This is a genomic window from Comamonas terrae, assembly GCF_001544075.1.
GTDB lineage: Bacteria > Pseudomonadota > Gammaproteobacteria > Burkholderiales > Burkholderiaceae_C > Comamonas > Comamonas terrae.
Genome location: NZ_BCNT01000001.1, coordinates 284,614 through 302,661 on the forward strand (window position 1 = coordinate 284,614; position 18,048 = coordinate 302,661).

Below are 18,048 nucleotides of genomic sequence, written 5' to 3' on the forward strand. Positions count from 1 at the left end.
GCAAAGTGTAACTTCATTGTTACTAACAAAGATCTCACTTCGCTTTTGTTGCCAGGACGTCAGTTCCAGAGGCGGCCATTGCGCACTTCAATGGGGTTCGTGAAGCTCCCACACCGGCTCGTACATTTGCTGATCGCCGCCAGATACAAGCGATTGCACCGAAAAACCACTCGCATGCGGATTAAGTGAATGCAATCCCTGGATTGCAAACAATTGTCATCGCCCAATACCATCTTCGTGAAACGGGCTTTATCTGCAAATAGTGCAGTCGTAATGCCGGGAATGCGTTGCATTTCCGAATTCGGAAGCAACGCATGGCCTGCAGGCAGGCATTTCAAATGGAGCACGACTCATGCGCATACCATGAAAAAGTGGCCTCCGGGGGCCACTTTGCTTTGCGTTCACTTTGCTCATTTGATTTCAAATTGCGCGCGATCCTTGTCCTTGATCCAGGCGGGCGGCTTGCCGCGCCCCGTCCAGGTCTGCCCGGTTGCAGGATCACGGTACTTTGGAGCCACAGCCGTTGTCGAACGTTTCTTGCCGGAGGGGAAAACGTCTTCCGGGGTCAGGCCAAAGGTTGCAACCAGCGCCTGGATCTTCTGTACCGCATTGGCCACCTCTTCCTTGCGGGCGGCAGCAATCTGCTGCTCCAAAGCTTCGCGCTGCGCCAGCAGTTCCTGATATGAGGCTGTACGTGTGTTCATTTACGCTCCTTGGCTAGTGAGAAGATAGGAATCCGAACCCATATTCAATATCTATTTTCTTTGTAAAAAGCATACAAGCATATTGTTTCATGGAGTAATTCTTGGTATCAGAAGAATTTTCCGCAGCCAATATAGCTTCTTCTGAACATGGAATCCCCGGAAAGAGAGATAGGCAAGGGTTCACCCAAACTCCAATAGGCGTCCCTTGCCATGTAATGCCCTCCTCTTCCTGCTGGTTCCCGGCGCTGCCCACGCTGTCCCATGGCGTAGCCACAGAAGCGATAGGTATTTCATGGGGTGCAGTCGAAACTGAGGTTTCTCTCGCTCACTCAGGGCAAACCACAGCAGATCCCTTACTGCCGAACTGTTTCAACCACAATATGTAACAAGGCGATAAGAGATGCCGAGCAGGCATTTGCAGGCCGGCTTCTTCCTCCACGGCCAATATCCGGGGTCCTGCTGATGCAGACAGCAGGGCTTTCTGATTCCCACACCGGCTCGCGACTGCGACGGTATTGTGGCTCCATCAGAAACCGGAATGAAAACCGGCCGTCTGCATTGCCACTCTCCCATGGGCAATATGCGGCTACGGCAATCCGCTGAGTCAGGGTCGGGTTTCTTTGGAGCCAGCCGCCGCGCAAGTGTATGGATACGGCAATGCCTTAGTGGTCGTACCGTGCCATGGATATGGCCAGCTGGGGAGCTTGCCAGTCATAAGCTGGATCGAGCACATTGCGGCTCCGGTCCATTCCTGCCCAGCTCAATCCCATCAGGTCAGCCAGTACCCAACCGCTCCAGTCGGCGCGAAAAGGACGCCGTGCCAGTTCGTGGTCAAAAGGCTTTCCCTGGCGCCAGAGCAGCGTGGGAATCCGGTAGCCGGCCATCGTGCCGGGGCTGTGGCCCGCGTGATCGATATCGTGGCCGACTTCCTGGCCATGATCGGACAGGAACATCCAGGCTGCATGCCCATGCTGCGGCGCATGCAGCCGCGCCAGGCGCAAGGTCTGGGCCACCACCGAATCGTGGTATCGGATGGCCCGGTCATAGGTACGGCGCATGGAGCGCAGCCAGGCCGGGCGCTGTTCGCTCAGCATTTCCGCATCCACGGCATCTGGAGCATCGGGAAAAGGCCGCATCGCTTCCGGAATCCGCAGATGGTAGTGCGGGTGCGCTCCCAGAAGATGAACCACGATCAGCTTGTGGGACGCCTTGTCCTGCAATGCCGCATCGAGATCGTCCAGAAGCTCCCCGTCCAGGCTCGATGAAGACCGTCCCGGTTCACGGTTGTTCATCGCCACGAAGTCGGCCAATCGGGCATGCTGCTGGTCGATGGCAATGTCGTCATGGTTGCTCAGCCACCAGACCCGGTAGCCTGCAGCGCGCGCCAAGGCCAGCAGGTGATGGGTGTCGCGTACCGGATCGTCCTGGTCGCGTGCACCGAAACTGAAAATCCCGCTCAGGGAGGCCACCGTGCTGGGCTCCACAGACCATGCATGGCGCAAGACCAGCAGGTGATCGCGCTCCGATTGCCGCAAGGCCTGCAGCTCGGGCGTGGTATCACGCGGATAGCCGTACAGGCTCATGTTGTCGCGGTTCACACTGTCGGTCAGAACCAGTACCACCGTGGAAGGCGCTGCCAGGGTGATGCGCGCTGCAGCCGAATGTGCGTTGGCAAGCAGCGCGCCGCGTTGCTCCCGCTGGTCGGACCAGGAATGCTGCAATGCTTGTACCGACTGTACCCAGGCCGGCCAGAACAGCAGCGGATGGTGGCGCCGCCAGGGCTTGCTGGCCAAGCCCACCAGGCACACCAGTGCGAGCAGCACCATGGCCCAGCGCCCCGCCCTTCCCACCGCTGCCCCGTGACGGTTGCATGCCGCGGCCAGCCATGTGGCAGCAACCCATGCCAGAAGCAACGCCAGGCCGGCCACGAGCAGACCGCTCTTCTGTGAAGACACATATTCGGCAATTTCGCGGGGAGTCGTATTGGCCACCGCAGCCAGGACCAGCGAGCTGTCAGGCAAGGCGCGATAGCCGGCCTGGAGAAAGGCCCGCACTGCACCGTCCACCAGAAAAAGCCCCATGGTGCCACTCACGACAAGCAATCGGCATATGCGCCAGCAACGGCTCTTCAGCGGGAAACGCAGGCAAAGCAAGGCAGGCAGCGCCAAGACCGCAAGCTGTGCTACGCGGTGTCCTTCATGTCCTGCAGCAATGCCGGCCAGCAGCAAGATCGACAGCAGCGCCGCCGCAACGGCCGGCGATGGCTGCAAGGCAGAAAACCGAATGTGCATGGGAAGGGAAAGCGGAAGAAAGCGAATCCGGTCAGCCCGCCCTGAAGGGGGAGATCCGCAATTCGCAAGGGTTACCAGAATTGTTCTTGAGGCCGCAAGCACGGCAGGCCCTGAGCGGGCCGGATCTGGTTATTGTGTTTTTTCAGTCTGCCTGACAGCGGGTCGCAGTCTAGCGTCCCTGGCCATCCCCGGGCAATGGAAATAGCCCTAGCCGCGACGTGCGGCCTCGATCGTCGCGATGTCGATCTTCGTCATCTGCATCATGGCTTCGAAGGCCCTCTTGGCGGCGGCAGGATCGGGATCGGCGATCGCCTCGGACAGGATGCGCGGCGTGATCTGCCAGGACAGCCCCCATTTGTCCTTGCACCAGCCACACGCGCTCTCCTGCCCGCCGTTGTCCACGATGGCATTCCACAGCCTGTCCGTCTCGTCCTGATCCTCGGTTGCGACCTGGAACGAGAACGCCTCGCTGTGCTTGAACGCCGGGCCGCCGTTCAAGCCAAGACAGGGAATGCCCATGACGGTGAATTCGACCGTCAGCACATCCCCCTGCTTGCCGGCGGGATAGTCGCCCGGCGCACGGTGGATAGCCTTCACGGCACTGCCAGGGAACGTCTTCGCATAGAACTGCGCGGCCTCCAGGGCCGTGCCGTCGTACCAGAGACAAATCGTATTCTTGCTGGTCACTTTCGTTCTCCCTTCATGGCAAGTGGATGCTCAGCGCAATGCCGTGCGCTGCGCGATCCATTGTCATGTTTTCCCCCGCGAAGGCCTTGAGAAAAGATACTGACGCATCCGGGTCAATAGGCCGGTGGCCTCCCAAGATCCCCTCCACCGAAAGCCTGGCAGCGAGGGATCAATCCGGCTGGCGCCGCTTGCGGAATGCAAGCCAGGCCGCCACGACGGTGAAACCTGCAACCAGCGAAACCACGATCCAGAAGCCGTGCGGATGCTCGGCCAGCGGGATGCCTCCGACATTCATGCCGAACAGGCCCGCAAGAATATTGATGGGTAGCGCCAGCACGGTCACGACGGTCAGCACGAACAGGCTGTTGCTGTTGTCCTCGTTCACCGCCGCCGCCACTTCTTCCTGCAGCAGCTTGATGCGGTCCTGCAAGGTCTGCATATCGCGCAGCATGAGCGAGAACTCCTCGCTGGCGGCCGCCAGTCCCCTGCGGTCGTCCTCGCCCATCCAGTGCGGAGGCTGCTGCAGCAGGCGGAAAAGTGCCGCCGGCTCCGGGGCCAGCAGACGCTGCAGCCGCACCAGCAGCCGCCGCAAGCTTCCCAGGCGGGCCCGTGGATGGTGGTAGCGCTGCGCCAGGACGGCGTCCTCGATATCGTCCACACGCACCGTGGTCTCGCGCACCACCTTGACCAGAACATCCGCCTGCGTTCGCATCAGATGCTCCAGCAGCTCTGCGGTGCTTGCCGGGCTGTCGCCCTCGCGCACGGCGGCGCGCAGCGCATCCACCGTGCGCAGCGGCTGCGTGCGCGCGGTGATGACCAGGTGCTCGTCAAGGCAGATCCACAACGTCGCAATGTCGGCAGAATCGAAGTTGAATTCGAAATTCACATCGTTGAGCACGGCCACCAGCGAATCGTCGGCCCGTTCGATCCGCGTGGAAGTGAGTCCTTCCCGCAAGGCCGCATAGAAGACAGGAGGCAGCGCCGCGTGGCGCTGCAGCCAGCGCAGGGACTGGGTGTTGGCCAAGTTGAAATGCAGCCATAGAAAATCCCGGCGCCCGCCGGCGTGCATCGGGCCACTGTCCGATCCGGCAGATGCGCTCTTGCCGGATGATGCAAGCCACGCGGCAGCAGACTGGGCCGTCATGGCCTGCGCGGGCTGCTGGGTTTCGCAGAAGAAGCGCCAACCGCAGATCAGCCCTGCGTCATCAGCAGCCAGTGGCGCAGAGGCAACCGCATCACTCATGGCCCAGCCCCGCCCCCGCAAGCACGAGACGCCTCAATGAAAGTGGATGACACGCAAACTGCCCCGCACAGAACAAAGGAGCCATTGTTTGCGGCCAGCGTGTCAAAAAGATGACAGGCATACCCCCCATACCATGGGTCTGCTTGCGCCGAAGGTGCCTTCAATAGGTCTGCGGAACAATCATGTCCTGCGGCACAGGATGGCGGATGTAATCGGCATTGCGCACGCGCTCCGGCAGCCTCACCTCGGGGCGCGCCACCTCCTCGTAGGGAAACTGCGACAGCAGATGGCTGATGCAATTGAGCCTGGCCTGCTTCTTGTTGTCGGCGGGAACCACCCACCAAGGAGCTTCCGGAATATGCGTCTGGTCGAGCATGGCTTCCTTGGCGCGCGTGTAGTCTTCCCAGCGGCGGCGCGATTCCAGGTCCATGGGGCTGAGTTTCCACTGCTTGAGCGGATCATGGATGCGCCCCAGGAAACGCAGGTGCTGCTCCTCGTTGGTGATGGAAAACCAGTACTTGATCAGCTTGATGCCCGAACGCACCAGCATGCGCTCGAACTCCGGTACCGAACGAAAGAACTCCTCATAGTCTTCGTCCGAACAAAAGCCCATGACCCGCTCCACGCCGGCGCGGTTGTACCAGCTGCGGTCGAACAGCACCATTTCCCCTGCCGCCGGCAGGTGTGCGGCATAGCGCTGGAAGTACCACTGCGTGCGCTCCCTGTCGTTCGGAGCCGGCAACGCCACCACGCGGCACACGCGCGGATTCAGCCGCTGGGTGATCCGCTTGATGACCCCGCCCTTGCCTGCCGCATCACGGCCTTCGAAGATGATGACCGCCTTTTGCTTGGCGCAAGCCACCCAGTCCTGCAGCTTGACCAGTTCGCCCTGGAGCCGGAACAGCTCCTTGAAATAGGACACGCGCTGCGCATGGCTTTCGCGGCTGGCCTTCACGTCGCCATCGACTCCGGCCAGTTCATAGGTGCGATCTTCGATTTCCAGTTCCAGCTCTTCGTCCAGGCTGTCCAGCAGATCGTTCTCGATGCGACGAACCAGCTCCTCGCGGTCTTCGAAACTCATGGCATCACTTTCTTCACAATTGCCGGCAGCCTAGCCGGCACTGGTGAATATTTGATGACGCACCGTTGCCTGTCAAAGCAGCATGAAGGCGGCAATGGCGACGGCCGTGGGCCCCAGCGCGCCCAGCAGCAATCCTGCAGCGCCAACGGTTTCATCGGCAAATCCGCGCTTGAGCAGGGCCACGCCCGCGGGATTGGGGGCATTGGCAATCACGGTCAGCCCGCCACCGGCCACGGCGCCAGCCACCAGCATGTACTTGGACTGCTCGGGAATATCCGCAATCAGGGAGCCGAGATAGGTCAGGGCTGCATTGTCCGTGATGGCCGTCAAGCCGACTGCGCCAATGAACAGGGCCAGCGGCTGCAGCCCCGAGACAATGGGCTGCAGCCACCATTGCTGCATGCCGCCCAGCACCACCAGGCCGGCCAGGAAGAAGCCCACCAGCAGCGCTTCCTTGATGATGAGCGGGCTCTGGTGCCTGTCATAGGCCTGCGTGAAGCCCAGGAACAGCAGGAACAGCCCCAGGAAAGCCACCGGGTGGTGCGCCAGCAGCACCACGGCCGCCAGCAGGACCAGATGCACCAGGACCACCGGCAGCGGCACGCGCTCGGTGGAGGACAGGTCTTCATTGCCGGGCAATGCGGGGCGCAGGTGGTTGCGCAGCAGCACGGTGGCAACCGTTGCGTTCACCAGCACGGCAACAGCGGCTTTCCAGCCGAAGTTGGCAAACATGAAGGCACTGTCCCATTGCCAGGTCGACGCCACCATGAGCACGGGGGGAGCGGCATAAGAGGTCAGCGTGCCGCCGATGGAAACGTTCACGAACAGCACGCCCAGTGCAAAGTATTTCAGCCCCTCCGGAACATGGGGCCTGAAGATCTGCGGAGCGAGCATGAGCGCTGCAATCGTCATGGCCGCCGGCTCGGTGACCAGCGAGCCCAGCAAAGGCACAGCCGCCAGACCCAGCCATGCCGTGGCAAGCGAAGTCTGCACCGGCAACAGGCGGGCAATGGCATTGACCAGGGACATGACGGTCGCCAGCACCGGCTTCGACGCGGCGATCACCATCACCACGAACACGAACAGGGGTTCCGTGTAGTTGCGGCTTTCCGCATATTGCAGGGCCTGGCTGCCGCCGGAAGACAGCGCCATGAGCACGATCAGCACCATGGCCCAGAAGCCGAAGACGATCTCCACCTCGCCCAATAGATGAAACAGGCCCGCGTGGCGCGGGAAACGGTGGGAAAGCCGCTCGAACTGCTTGGCGGCAAAGGTATGCGCCAGGGCAACCGCAAAAATGCCTGCGGCAATCGCTTCGATGGTAATGTCGATCATGAGGGGGACGTCATCAAGCAGCGAGGCGGCCCGACCTTCGCTGCTTTCCTGGAACGCCACCATGACGCGCCACCCAGCCGGCATTGTAAGCGCGACGAAAAAACCTTTGGCCGCCCAAGCGCTATCAAAAACTTCGGCGACCGGCGCACCAGGCATGCGTCGGCACGGACTTGGGCCCCCGCGAAAAACGGATCGTGGAAACAGAAAGCCTGCCGCTGGCAAGCCGGCGGCAGGCTTTCACGGGGAGGCCTCACAGCGCCTTAGCTGCGCAGATCTTCGCAGCGTTCCAGCCGCCGCCCAAGGCCTTGAACAAGGCGGCCAACGCCATCTGGCGCTGGGTTGCCACCTCGATCACGGCCATCTGGCTGGCAAAGTTGCTGCGCTCGGCGTCCAGATACCGCAGATGGCTGTCCACCCCACCGCGATAGCGTACCGCGGCCAGGCGCAGGCTTTCTGCGCTTGTGGCGGCCAGCTTGCGCCGGGAGACCTCTTCGCGCCGCAGCGTGTCGATGGCAGCCAATGCGTCGGCCACCTCCCGGAACGCCGTCTGGATGCTCTTCTCATAGGCAGCCACGGCCATGTCCTTGCGCACCCTGGCCAGGTCCAGAGAGGCCTGGTTGCGGCCACCATCGAACAGCGGCAGCTGAAGCTGCGGCAAAAAAGACCAGCTGCGCTGGCCGCCGCCGAACAGGTCCGACAGTTGAGTGCTGGAACTGCCGAAAGAGCCTGTCAGCGTGATGCGCGGAAAGAATGCCGCGCGCGCCGCGCCGATGCTGGCATGGCGGGCCCGCAGCTGTCGTTCGGCCGCCCGGATGTCCGGCCTATGGATCAGCAATTCGGCGGGCGTGCCGGCACCAATGTCCTGTACCAGTGGCAGGGCATCGAGGGCACGCTCCCTGTCCGCAGGACGCTGACCCAGCAGCAGCTCCAGCGCATTGCCCGCCTGCCGGTACTCCCGCTCGGCACGCTCCAGCTCGGCGCGGGCCTGCTCGGCCAGCCCCTCCGCCTCGTTCTGGTCCAGCGCGGTGTCCACCCCCATCTGGCGGCGCTGCTTCACCAGCTGCAGCGCCGCTTCGCGCGAAGCCAGCGTGCGCAGTGCCAGCTCCACACGTTGGCGTGCACCGTCATGTGCCAGCGAGGCCTGGATGACTTCCGCCACCAGGCTGATCTGCACGCTGCGGGCTACCTCCTCGGTTGCCAGGTATTCCTGCAGGGCAGCCTCCGACAGGTTGCGCACCCGGCCGAAGAGGTCCAGCTCGAAGGACGCCAGCCCCACGCCCGCCTGGTAGCTGCTCTGAACCATGGGCTGGCCCGTGGCGCTCAGGTCGCCAGGCAGGCGCTGGCGGCTGCCCGAGGCCTGCAGATCCAGGCCTGGCAGGCGGTCGGCTCTTTGCACGCCGTACTGGGCTCGCGCAGCTTCGACATCGAGCACTGCCTGGCGCAGGTCGCGGTTGTGCGCCAGCGCCTGGGCGATGCGCGCCCGCACGACCTCATCGGTCACAAAGGACTGCCATTGCAGCGTGGCGGCAGAGGGTCTGTCCGGCACGGCCTCGGCATCGGCAGGCCATTCACCCGGAACAGGCGCCATGGGACGCTCGTAGACCGGCGCCAGCGAGGCGCAGCCGGCCAGCACCAAGCCTGCGGCCAGAGCAGCCAGGCGGCAGGAAAGAGAGGAAACAAGGCCTTGCGTCACGCGGACTCTCCTTGGCGAGCTGCTGCAGCGCCCGCCTCAACGGTTTCATGGCGGCGCCACAGCGACAGCACCCAGACAAAAAAGATGGGAACAAAGATCACCCCCAGCAAGGTGGCGCTGAGCATGCCGCCGATCACGCCGATGCCGATGGCCGCCTGGCTGGAGGCGCCCGCGCCGGTGGCCAGCGCCAGCGGCACCACGCCCAGGATGAAGGCCAGCGAGGTCATCACGATGGGACGGAATCGCAGGCGGGCCGCCTGCAGTGCCGCGTCCGCCAGCGAATGGCCGCGCTCGTGCAGGTCCTTGGCGAACTCCACGATCAGGATGGCGTTCTTTGCCGCCAGGCCGATGATGGTGATCAGGCCGACCTTGAAGTACACGTCGTTGGCCAGGCCCACGGCCGATGTGGCCAGCACCGAGCCCAGCGCGCCGATGGGCACGATCAGCATCACGGCCGCGGGAATGCTCCAGCTTTCGTACAGCGCCACCAGCAGCAGGAAGACCACGACGATGGCCAGGGCGAACAGCTTGGGAGCCTGCGCGCCGGCGGCCTTTTCCTGGTAGGAAAGTGCGGTCCATTCGTAGCCTATGCCCTGCGGCAACTCTCCCATGATGCGCTCCAGCTCGGCCATGGCCTCGCCGGTGGTATGGCCGGGCCTGGCGTCGCCCGCGATGCGGAAGGCCGGGTAGCCGTTGTAGCGCGAGATCTGCACCGGCCCCATTTCCCAGGCCACAGAGGCAAATGACGACAGCGGAACCTGCTCGCCCCGCTCGTTGGGTACGTACAGGCTCAGGATGTCCTCGGGCCGCATGCGCGCCGCCGTGTCGGCCTGCACCACCACGCGCTGCAGGCGCCCGGCATTCGGAAACTCGTTGATCACGGCCGAGCCATAGGCCGTGGACAGCGCCGTGCTGATGGTCGCGAAGTTCACGCCCTGGGCCTGGGCCTTGCGCCGGTCGATGTCCAGGCGCAGCTGCGGCGCATCCTCGAGGTTCTCCATCATCGCGTAGGCGATCACCGGCGAGGCATTGGCCTTCTTCAGCAATTCGTCGCGCGCGGCGACCAGGGCCTCGCGGCCGAGGTTGGCACGGTCCTGCAGCCGCAGCGCAAAGCCGCCCGAATTGCCCAGGCCGTCGATGGGCGGTGGATCCACCGCCATGGCCGTGCCGTCGGCCAGGCTGGCAAAGCGCTGGTTGAAGGCCTGGACCTCGTCCCACGAGGCCTGTCCGGCGCCGCGTACCGACCAGTCCTTGAGCGTGACGAAGGCCAGGGCCGCGTTCTGTCCCATGCCCGAGAAGCTGTAGCCCATCAGGAACTCGGCCTGCGCCGTGGCGGGGCGGCTCTGGACGTAGGCCTCCATGTCGCGCACCATGGCTTCGGTACGGGCCTCGGTCGCACCCGGCGGAAGCTGCACGCTCACGATGTAATAGCCCATGTCCTCGTAGGGCACGAAGGACTCCGGCATGCGCGTGTAGGCAAAGCCCAGGCCGCCCACAATGGCCGCATAGATGACCATGTAGCGGCCCGTGCGTTTGACCAGCCGCTGGTTCAGGCCCGAGAAGCGCTCGGTCAATTGCGCAAACCGGCGATTGAACCAGCCGAAGAAGCCTTTCTTCTCGTCATGATGACCCTGGGCGATGGGCTTGAGCAGCGTGGCGCACAGTGCCGGCGTGAAGGTCAGAGCCAGCAGGCCCGAAAACAGGATGGACACCGCCAGCGACAGCGAGAACTGGCGGTAGATCACGCCCACCGAGCCGCTCATGAAGGCCAGCGGCAGGAACACCGCCACCAGCACCAGGGTGATGCCGACAATGGCCCCCGACACCTGCTGCATGGCTTTCACGGTGGCAGCCAGCGGCGACAGCCCCTCCTCTGCCATGATGCGCTCGACGTTCTCCACCACCACGATGGCATCGTCCACCAGGATGCCGATGGCCAGCACCATGCCGAACATGGTCATCATGTTGACCGAAAAGCCCAGCGCATACATCACCCCCAGCGTACCGGCCAGGCACACCGGCACCACGATGGTGGGAATCAGCGTGTAGCGCAGGTTCTGCAGGAACAGCCACATCACCAGGAACACCAGCACCACGGCCTCCACCAGGGTCTGGATCACCTTGCCGATGGCCACCTCCACGAAGCGCGATGTGTCGTAGGGCACGGCGTACTGGATATCGCTGGGGAAGTTCTGCGACAGCTCGGCCAGCCTGGCCTTGACGGCCTTGGCCGTCTGCATGGCGTTGGCCCCCGGTGCCAATTGCACGGCTGCCGCCACGCCCTTGCGTCCGTCCTCGCGCGACGAGAAGCTGTAGTCCAGCTGGCCCACCTCCAGCCGCGCCACATCGGCCAGATGCACCACCGAGCCGTTGGCATGGGCGCGCAGCACGATCCGGCCGAACTCCTCGGGCGAACTCAGCGTGCCCTTGACCGCGATGGTGGCGCTCAGCTCCTGCTCGGCAGAACCGGGCTGGCTGCCGAAGCTGCCAGCCGGGACCTGGGCGTTCTGCGCGGCGATGGCCGCATTCACGTCGGCGATCGACAGCCCGTAGCCCAGCAGCTTGCGCGGATCGACCCAGACCCGCATGGCCACGTCGGCACCGAAGAACTGCACCTTGCCCACGCCAGGCACGCGGCGGATCTCGTTGTTGATGTTGCGCACGGCGAAGTCGGACAGCCGGACCTCGTTCTTGCCGGTGTCATCGCCCTTGTAGGTGAGCGAGTAGATCAGCAGGAAATTGGCGCTGGCCTGTTCGACCTGCAGGCCCATCTGCATCACCGCGGCGGGCAGCCGCGCCTCGGCCTTCTTGATGCGGTTCTGCACCTCGACCTGGGCCAGTGCGGGATCGGTGCCCGGCGCGAAGGTGGCGGTGATCTCGGCCAGGCCGGTGGAGCCGCTGGAGGAGTCGAAGTACAGCAGGCCCTTGGTGCCGTTGAGCTCCTCCTCGATCACGCTGGTCACCGACTCCATCACCGTGGTGGCCGATGCTCCCGGATAGGTGGCCGAGATGGAGATCTGCGGCGGCGCCACGTTGGGGAACTGCGAGACCGGCAGCACCGGTATCGCCAGCAGCCCTGCAAGCAGGATGAAGATTGCAACCACCCAGGCGAAATTGGGGCGGTTGATGAAAAATCTGGACATGTTGATTCCTTGCAAGCCGCAGCTCAGGCTCCGGCCTGCGGCGTCGCTGCTGCATCAGCATCGGCAGCGGGACTGGCCGGCGAGCACGCACCGGCATGGGCTGCATCTGCGGAGACCACATTGGCTTTCACCTTGGCTCCGGGCTGTACGGCCGCCATGCGGCCGGTCACCACGCGCTCGCCGGGCTTCAGGCCCTCGGTGATATGCCATTGCGCGCCGTGCATGGTTCCGGTCTGCACGGCACGCGCCTGCACCGTATCCTGCGCATCGACCACCAGCACCTGGGCCTTGCCGTCCGCGCCGCGCTGCACGGCGCGCTGCGGCACGAGGATCGCTGCCGGGTCCACGCCCTGCCCCACCGTCACGCGCACGTACATGCCGGGCAGCAGCATGCCGTCGCGGTTGTCGAACTGGCCGCGCAAGGCCATCTGCCCCGTGTTGCGGTCCACCGTCACGTCGGAAAACATCAGCCGCCCCTGGCGCCGCTGGCCGCTGCCCTCCACCGTCAGCGCAATCTCCGCACCCTTGTCCTGGTGCTGCGACAGTCGCCCCTCTGCCAAGGCTGCCCGCAAGCGCTGCACCTCGGCCACCGACTGCTGGAAATCGGCGTAGACGGGGCTCAGTTGCTGGATGAGTGCCATGGGCGTGGCTTCGCCCTGGCCGACCAGCGCACCTTCGGTCACCAGTGCGCGTCCAATGCGCCCCGAAATCGGGGCCCTGACCGTGGCGTAGTCCAGACTCAGCCTGGCTGCATCCACTTCGGCCTGGGCCGACTGGCGCGCTGCCCGGGCACTGCGCAAGGCGGCCTGGGCCGCTTCGAAGTCCTGCCGGCTCACGGCCTCGACTTCCACCAGCGGCTGGTAACGGCGCACCAGCGCCTGCGACTCACCCAGGGCCGCTTCAGCCCTGGCCAGCTCCCCTTGTGCACGTGAAAGCGCCACGCGCAGCGGAGCCGGGTCGATGCGAAACAGCACGTCGCCCGCCTTGACGTCCGAGCCTTCCTCGAAATGCCGGCTCAGCACAATGCCCGCCACCCGTGCGCGCACCTCGGCCACACGTACCGGCTCGATACGTCCCGGCAGCTCGCTGCGCAGCTCCAGCCGCTGCGCCTGCACCGCCATCACGTCCACTGCCACGGGCTTCTCGTCCTGTCCGCCCCCGGATGCCTGGTGCTGACCGCAGCCAGCCATCAGCACCACCATGGCTGCCGCAGCGATGGGCCGCCACAGTCTCTCTTGATGCATTGCCATTGTTGCCACCCTTTTCGGTTCAAGAAATTCCACAAAGGATGCAATGATATACAAAAATACCAATTGAATCTAAATTGATTCAATTTTCCGAAACTGAATTTTTAACAGGACACAAATCTAGGCAATGCACTCAGGAACTCGTTCCTGTCTAGATTTGAATCTTCTCTGTTCCAATAACTACATCTCACGCAAGGACGACTTCCATGGCTGCAGCAAGCGCCCCACAAGACAACAGCATCCTGTCCGCACTGGCCCTCGCCATGGTCAACCATCCCCGCGCCTCGCTGCAGGAGCTGGCCAAGGCCATCGGCATCAGCAAGGCCACGCTCTACCGCTTCTGCCGCACCCGGGAGCAACTGGTCGACCGCCTCATAGATCACGGGCTGAAAGCCATGGACAGTGCGCTGGCCCAGGCCAGACTCGAGGAAGGCACTCCGCGTGAGGCCCTGCAGCGCCTGACCGCGCTCCAGCTCGAGCACAGGGAACTTGCCGCGTTTCTGACCTATTACTGGAACAATGCCGAGGCATCCGAAGACTCGTACACGGATTGGGAGCAGCGGCTGGACGCTTTTTTCCTGCGTGGGCAGCAGCAAGGGGTCTTTCGCATCGATTTCAGTGCGGCCGCATTGACCGAGATCTGGCTTTCCACGTTCCTGGGCCTGGCCGATGCCGAGCGGCGCGGCCGCGTGGCCCGGGCGGGACTGGCCTCGCTGGTGGAGCGCGCCTTCCTGCAAGGCGCTCAGGCCCAGCCGCAGGCCGGCACCTAGACCATGGGTACTGGCCGCAGGAAGCTGGGCAGGCGCGCCCTCAGATCGAACGGCCCAAGCGCCGGGTCAGAAAATCCAGGAACACCCGTGTCTTGACCGGCAGATGCGCGCGCTGCGGGTAGTAGGCGTAAAAGCCCGGAAAAATGGCGCAATAGGGAGCAAGCACCTCCACCAGCTCGCCGCTTTGCAGCAGCGGCGCCATCGACTCGCTCCAGCCGATGGTCAGGCCCACGCCGTCCAGCGCGGCGCGCAGGCCGGCCTCCCAGTGGTTGACCACCAGCGGTCCGTGCACGGACCGCTCGGTCAGTTGGCCATCCACCATGAACTCCCATTTGTAGACCGCGCCGCTGCTGCGCATGCGGTAGTTGATGCAGCGGTGCGCGGCCAGCTCATCGGGGTGCTGCGGCCGCCCGTGCGCCTGCAGGTAGGCGGGCGTGGCCGCGCAGCACATGCGGAATTCGTGCGTCAGCCGCACCGCGATCATGTCGCCCTCCAGCGAATCGCCTATGCGTATGCCCAGGTCGAAGCCCTCGCGCACGATGTCGACGAAGCCGTCGTCGTAGACCAGCTCCAGCGCGATGTGCGGGTGCCGGGCGAAGAACTCGGCCAGCAGCGGCTCCACCAGCACGCGGCCCGCGGGGTGGGCCAGGGTCAGGCGCAGCGTGCCGCCTTCCACGCCGGCGCTGGTCTGCAGGTCCTCGGTGGCGCTCTGCAGGCTGGCCAGCGCCGGGGCCACGCGCTCCAGGTAGGCGCGGCCCGCCTCGGTCAGGTTCACGCTGCGCGTGGTGCGCTCGAACAGGCGCACCTGCAGCCGCGCTTCCAGCTTCTTGATGGTCTGCGACAGCGCGGCCGGCGTCACGCCCAGCGCATGCGCGGCATAGGTCAGGCTGCGGTGCAGGGCCACCTGCTCGAAGGCGGCCAGCGAGGCCAGGATCTCGGGCTTCATGCCTTCGATTGTTAAGCAAAATTTGATAACTTAGATAGATAGGCTATATTTTTCTTTCAAACGGACTGCGGCACACTGCTCGCCACCCCCGCGCGCGATGTGTGCCGGGGCCCCGCAACCCGCGAGAAGAAAGAGAACGCCCCATGCCCGTGAAATTCACCCTCAACGGCAAGCCGACCTCGGTCGATGTCGACCCCTCCACCCCCATCCTCTGGACGCTGCGCGACACGCTGGGCCTGCAGGGCACCAAGTTCGGCTGCGGCATGGCCATGTGCGGCGCCTGCACCGTGCACCTGAACGGGCAGGCCATCCGCTCGTGCATCACGCCCATCTCGGCCGCCGAGGGGCAGAAGCTCAGCACCATCGAGGCCCAGGCTTCCGACAAGGTGGGCAAGGCCGTCGAGGACGCCTGGGTGCGCCACGACGTGGCCCAGTGCGGCTACTGCCAGAGCGGCCAGATCATGAGCGCCACCGCGCTGCTCAAGGGCAACAAGGCGCCGAGCGACGCCGACATCGACGCCGCCATGGCCGGCAACATCTGCCGCTGCGGCACCTACGCGCGTATCCGCGCCGCCATCCACGACGCCGCCAAGACCCTGGCCTGACCCGAGGAGCACCCACCATGCACATCACCACCGACATGCTCCACGACATGCCGCAAGGCCTGCGCACGCTGATGGACGATTCCGGCACGGCCGGCGGAACCTCACGCCGCAGTTTCCTCAAGATCGCCACCGCCTCAGGCTTTGCGCTCGGCGCCTTTCCCGCCGCCGTGCTGGCCCAGGCCGGCGGCGAGGCCGCGAGTGGCGCGAATGCGGGCCTCAGGCCCACGCAGCAGCCGGCCGCGTTCGTCCACATCGACCGCGACGGCATCGTCACCGTCACCATCAACCGCCTCGATTTCGGCCAGGGCGTGCAGACCGGCTTGCCCATGGTGCTGGCCGAGGAGCTGGACGCCGACTGGTCCAAGGTGCGCAGCATGCACGGCAATGCCGACCCGGCCTACGTGGATCCGGTGATGGGCTTTCACCTCACCGGCGGCTCCACCGCGATCAAGCACTCGTACACGCAGTACCGCGAGCTGGGCGCCCGCACCCGCGCCATGCTGCTGGCGGCCGCGGCCCAGCGCTGGAACGTGCCGGCCGACACGCTAAGCACGCAGGCCGGCCAGGTGATCGGCCCGCGCGGCAGGAAGCTCGGCTACGGCGAGCTGGCCGACGCCGCGATGAAGCTGCCCGTGCCGCAGGCCGTGGCGCTCAAGGACCCCAAGGACTTCCGCATCATCGGCCGGGCCACCGGCCGCATCGACGCGCGCGCCAAGTCCAGCGGCATGCAGGCTTACGGCATCGACACCCGGCTGCCGGGCATGCTCACCGCCGTGGTCGCGCACCCGCCCGTCTTCGGCGCCAAGCCGGCCTCGGTCGATGACAGCGCCGCCAAGGCCATCCGGGGCGTGCGCGCCGTGCTGCGCGTGCCCAGCGTGCATGGCGGCGAGACCGTGGCCGTGCTGGCCGACGGCTACTGGCCCGCCAAGCAGGGGCGCGATGCGCTCAAGATCGAATGGGACAGCGCAGGCGTCGGCAAGGTCGATTCGGCGCAGCAGCTCGCCCAGTACCGCGAGCTGGCGCAGAAGCCCGGCGCACTCAAGTACGACGCCGACGTTTCCAAACTTGGCAGCGCACCGCACAAGATCAGCGCGGAATACCTCTTCCCCTACCTGGCGCACACACCCATGGAGCCGCTCAACTGCACCGTGCGCCTCTCGGGCCAGGGCGCGGCCACCCGGGCCGAACTGTGGCTGGGTACGCAGGCGCCGGGCTGGGAGGCCGCGACGGCTGCGCGCATCCTCGGCGTGGAGCCGAAGAACGTGCAGGTGAACGTGCAGATGGCGGGCGGCGGCTTCGGGCGCCGCGCCACGCCCACCAGCGACTACGTGGCCGAGGCCTGCCAGATCGCCAGGGCCGCGCGCGCGGCCGGCCTGGATGCGCCGGTGCGCATGGTCTGGAGCCGCGAGGACGATGTGAAGGGCGGCTACTACCGCCCCATGCACCTGCACCGCGCCGAGATCGGCTTCGACGACCAGGGCCGGGTGCTGGCCTGGGACCATGTCCTCGTCGGCCAGTCCATCGCCCACGGCACGGCCTTCGAGGGCTTCATGGTCAAGAACGGCGTGGACGGCACGGCCGTCGAGGGCATGAAGGAGCCCTACGACCTGCCCATGCGCCTGTCGGTGCACCACCCGGTGCTCAATGCACCGGTGCTCTGGTGGCGCAGCGTGGGCTCGACCCACACGGCCTTCGTGATGGAGACGCTGATCGACGAGATCGCCCGCACCACGAACCAGGACCCGGTCGAGTACCGCCTCAAGCAGTTCGGCGACAAGCATGCGCGCCATGCCGCCGCGCTGAAGCTGGCCGTGGACAAATCCGGCTACGGCAAGCGCCAGCTGGCGCAAGGCCGCGCCTGGGGCGTGGCGGTGCACGAGTCCTTCGAGTCGGTCGTGGCCTACGTGGTCGAGGCCTCGGTGCAGGACGGCGTGCCCAAACTGCATGCCGTCACCGCCGGCGTGCACTGCAACCTCGCGGTCAACCCCAAGAGCGTGGAGGCCCAGGTGCAGGGCGGCGCGCTGATGGGCCTGGGCATGTGCCTGCCGGGCGCGGCCATCACCTTCAAGGACGGCGTGGTCGAACAGGGCAACTTCAACGACTACACCGTGGCCCGCCTGACCGACATGCCCACGTTGGCCGTGCACATCGTTCCCAGCGCCGATGCGCCCACGGGCATGGGTGAGCCGGGGGTACCGCCGCTGGCGCCAGCCTTTGCCAATGCCGTGGCGCGACTCACGGGCAAGCCGCTGCGCGAGCTGCCGTTCAAGCTGGCTTAAGGCACCTTGAAACATAGCCCATGC

At 65.0% G+C, this 18,048-nt stretch carries 13 protein-coding genes; 3 read left to right on the forward strand and 10 right to left on the reverse strand.

Annotated elements, in window-relative coordinates; all coding sequences use genetic code 11:
* Positions 1 to 410: 410 nt before the first annotated feature.
* The 9 genes from Cte04_RS01235 to Cte04_RS01275 all read right to left on the reverse strand — a co-directional run bounded on the left by Cte04_RS01235 (position 411) and on the right by Cte04_RS01275 (position 13,427).
* The gene (locus tag Cte04_RS01235; protein ID WP_066470417.1) at positions 411 to 704 is read right to left on the reverse strand and encodes an H-NS histone family protein; all 294 of its coding nucleotides are present in this window, start codon (positions 702 to 704) and stop codon (positions 411 to 413) included.
* A gap of 662 nt (positions 705 to 1,366) precedes the next feature.
* A complete protein-coding gene (locus Cte04_RS01240) occupies positions 1,367 to 2,995 on the reverse strand; it encodes a sulfatase-like hydrolase/transferase (RefSeq protein WP_083526433.1) in 1,629 nt (542 codons plus the stop codon).
* 207 nt (positions 2,996 to 3,202) lie between these two features.
* Entirely contained in the window at positions 3,203 to 3,682 is a 480-nt protein-coding gene (locus tag Cte04_RS01245) for a VOC family protein (RefSeq protein WP_066470435.1), read from the reverse strand.
* Positions 3,683 to 3,851: 169 nt separating this feature from the next.
* Complete coding sequence (locus Cte04_RS01250; protein ID WP_066470437.1) at positions 3,852 to 4,925, reverse strand: transporter; 1,074 nt, start codon at positions 4,923 to 4,925, stop codon at positions 3,852 to 3,854.
* A gap of 160 nt (positions 4,926 to 5,085) precedes the next feature.
* A complete protein-coding gene (ppk2, locus tag Cte04_RS01255; protein ID WP_066470441.1) occupies positions 5,086 to 6,006 on the reverse strand; it encodes a polyphosphate kinase 2 in 921 nt (306 codons plus the stop codon).
* 72 nt (positions 6,007 to 6,078) lie between these two features.
* Positions 6,079 to 7,341, reverse strand: a complete 1,263-nt coding sequence (locus Cte04_RS01260) for a putative Na+/H+ antiporter (RefSeq protein ID WP_066471765.1) — start codon at positions 7,339 to 7,341, stop codon at positions 6,079 to 6,081.
* Between the two features lie 250 nt (positions 7,342 to 7,591).
* Positions 7,592 to 9,034 (reverse strand): efflux transporter outer membrane subunit, encoded by a 1,443-nt coding sequence (locus Cte04_RS01265; RefSeq protein ID WP_281178752.1) that lies wholly within the window; start codon positions 9,032 to 9,034, stop codon positions 7,592 to 7,594.
* Positions 9,031 to 12,177, reverse strand: coding sequence for a multidrug efflux RND transporter permease subunit (locus tag Cte04_RS01270; protein ID WP_066470445.1), 3,147 nt, complete (start codon positions 12,175 to 12,177; stop codon positions 9,031 to 9,033). The genes Cte04_RS01265 and Cte04_RS01270 overlap by 4 nt, the downstream gene beginning before the upstream one ends.
* 23 nt (positions 12,178 to 12,200) lie before the next feature.
* Positions 12,201 to 13,427 carry an efflux RND transporter periplasmic adaptor subunit gene (locus Cte04_RS01275; protein ID WP_066470449.1) on the reverse strand — a complete coding sequence of 409 codons (1,227 nt, stop codon included), beginning with the start codon at positions 13,425 to 13,427 and terminating at the stop codon, positions 12,201 to 12,203.
* Between the two features lie 203 nt (positions 13,428 to 13,630).
* Here Cte04_RS01275 and Cte04_RS01280 point away from each other — a divergent pair, with 203 nt between their 5' ends.
* The gene (locus Cte04_RS01280; protein ID WP_066470451.1) at positions 13,631 to 14,194 is read left to right on the forward strand and encodes a TetR/AcrR family transcriptional regulator; all 564 of its coding nucleotides are present in this window, start codon (positions 13,631 to 13,633) and stop codon (positions 14,192 to 14,194) included.
* Between the two features lie 40 nt (positions 14,195 to 14,234).
* Here Cte04_RS01280 and Cte04_RS01285 read toward each other — a convergent pair whose 3' ends face one another.
* The gene (locus tag Cte04_RS01285; protein WP_066470454.1) at positions 14,235 to 15,140 is read right to left on the reverse strand and encodes a LysR family transcriptional regulator; all 906 of its coding nucleotides are present in this window, start codon (positions 15,138 to 15,140) and stop codon (positions 14,235 to 14,237) included.
* A 143-nt stretch (positions 15,141 to 15,283) separates the two neighbouring features.
* Between Cte04_RS01285 and Cte04_RS01290 the strand changes: the two genes are divergently transcribed.
* Both Cte04_RS01290 and Cte04_RS01295 read left to right on the forward strand, forming a co-directional pair.
* Positions 15,284 to 15,745 carry a (2Fe-2S)-binding protein gene (locus Cte04_RS01290; protein WP_066470457.1) on the forward strand — a complete coding sequence of 154 codons (462 nt, stop codon included), beginning with the start codon at positions 15,284 to 15,286 and terminating at the stop codon, positions 15,743 to 15,745.
* A gap of 17 nt (positions 15,746 to 15,762) precedes the next feature.
* Positions 15,763 to 18,024 (forward strand): xanthine dehydrogenase family protein molybdopterin-binding subunit, encoded by a 2,262-nt coding sequence (locus Cte04_RS01295; protein ID WP_066470459.1) that lies wholly within the window; start codon positions 15,763 to 15,765, stop codon positions 18,022 to 18,024.
* The last annotated feature ends 24 nt before the right edge of the window (positions 18,025 to 18,048 follow it).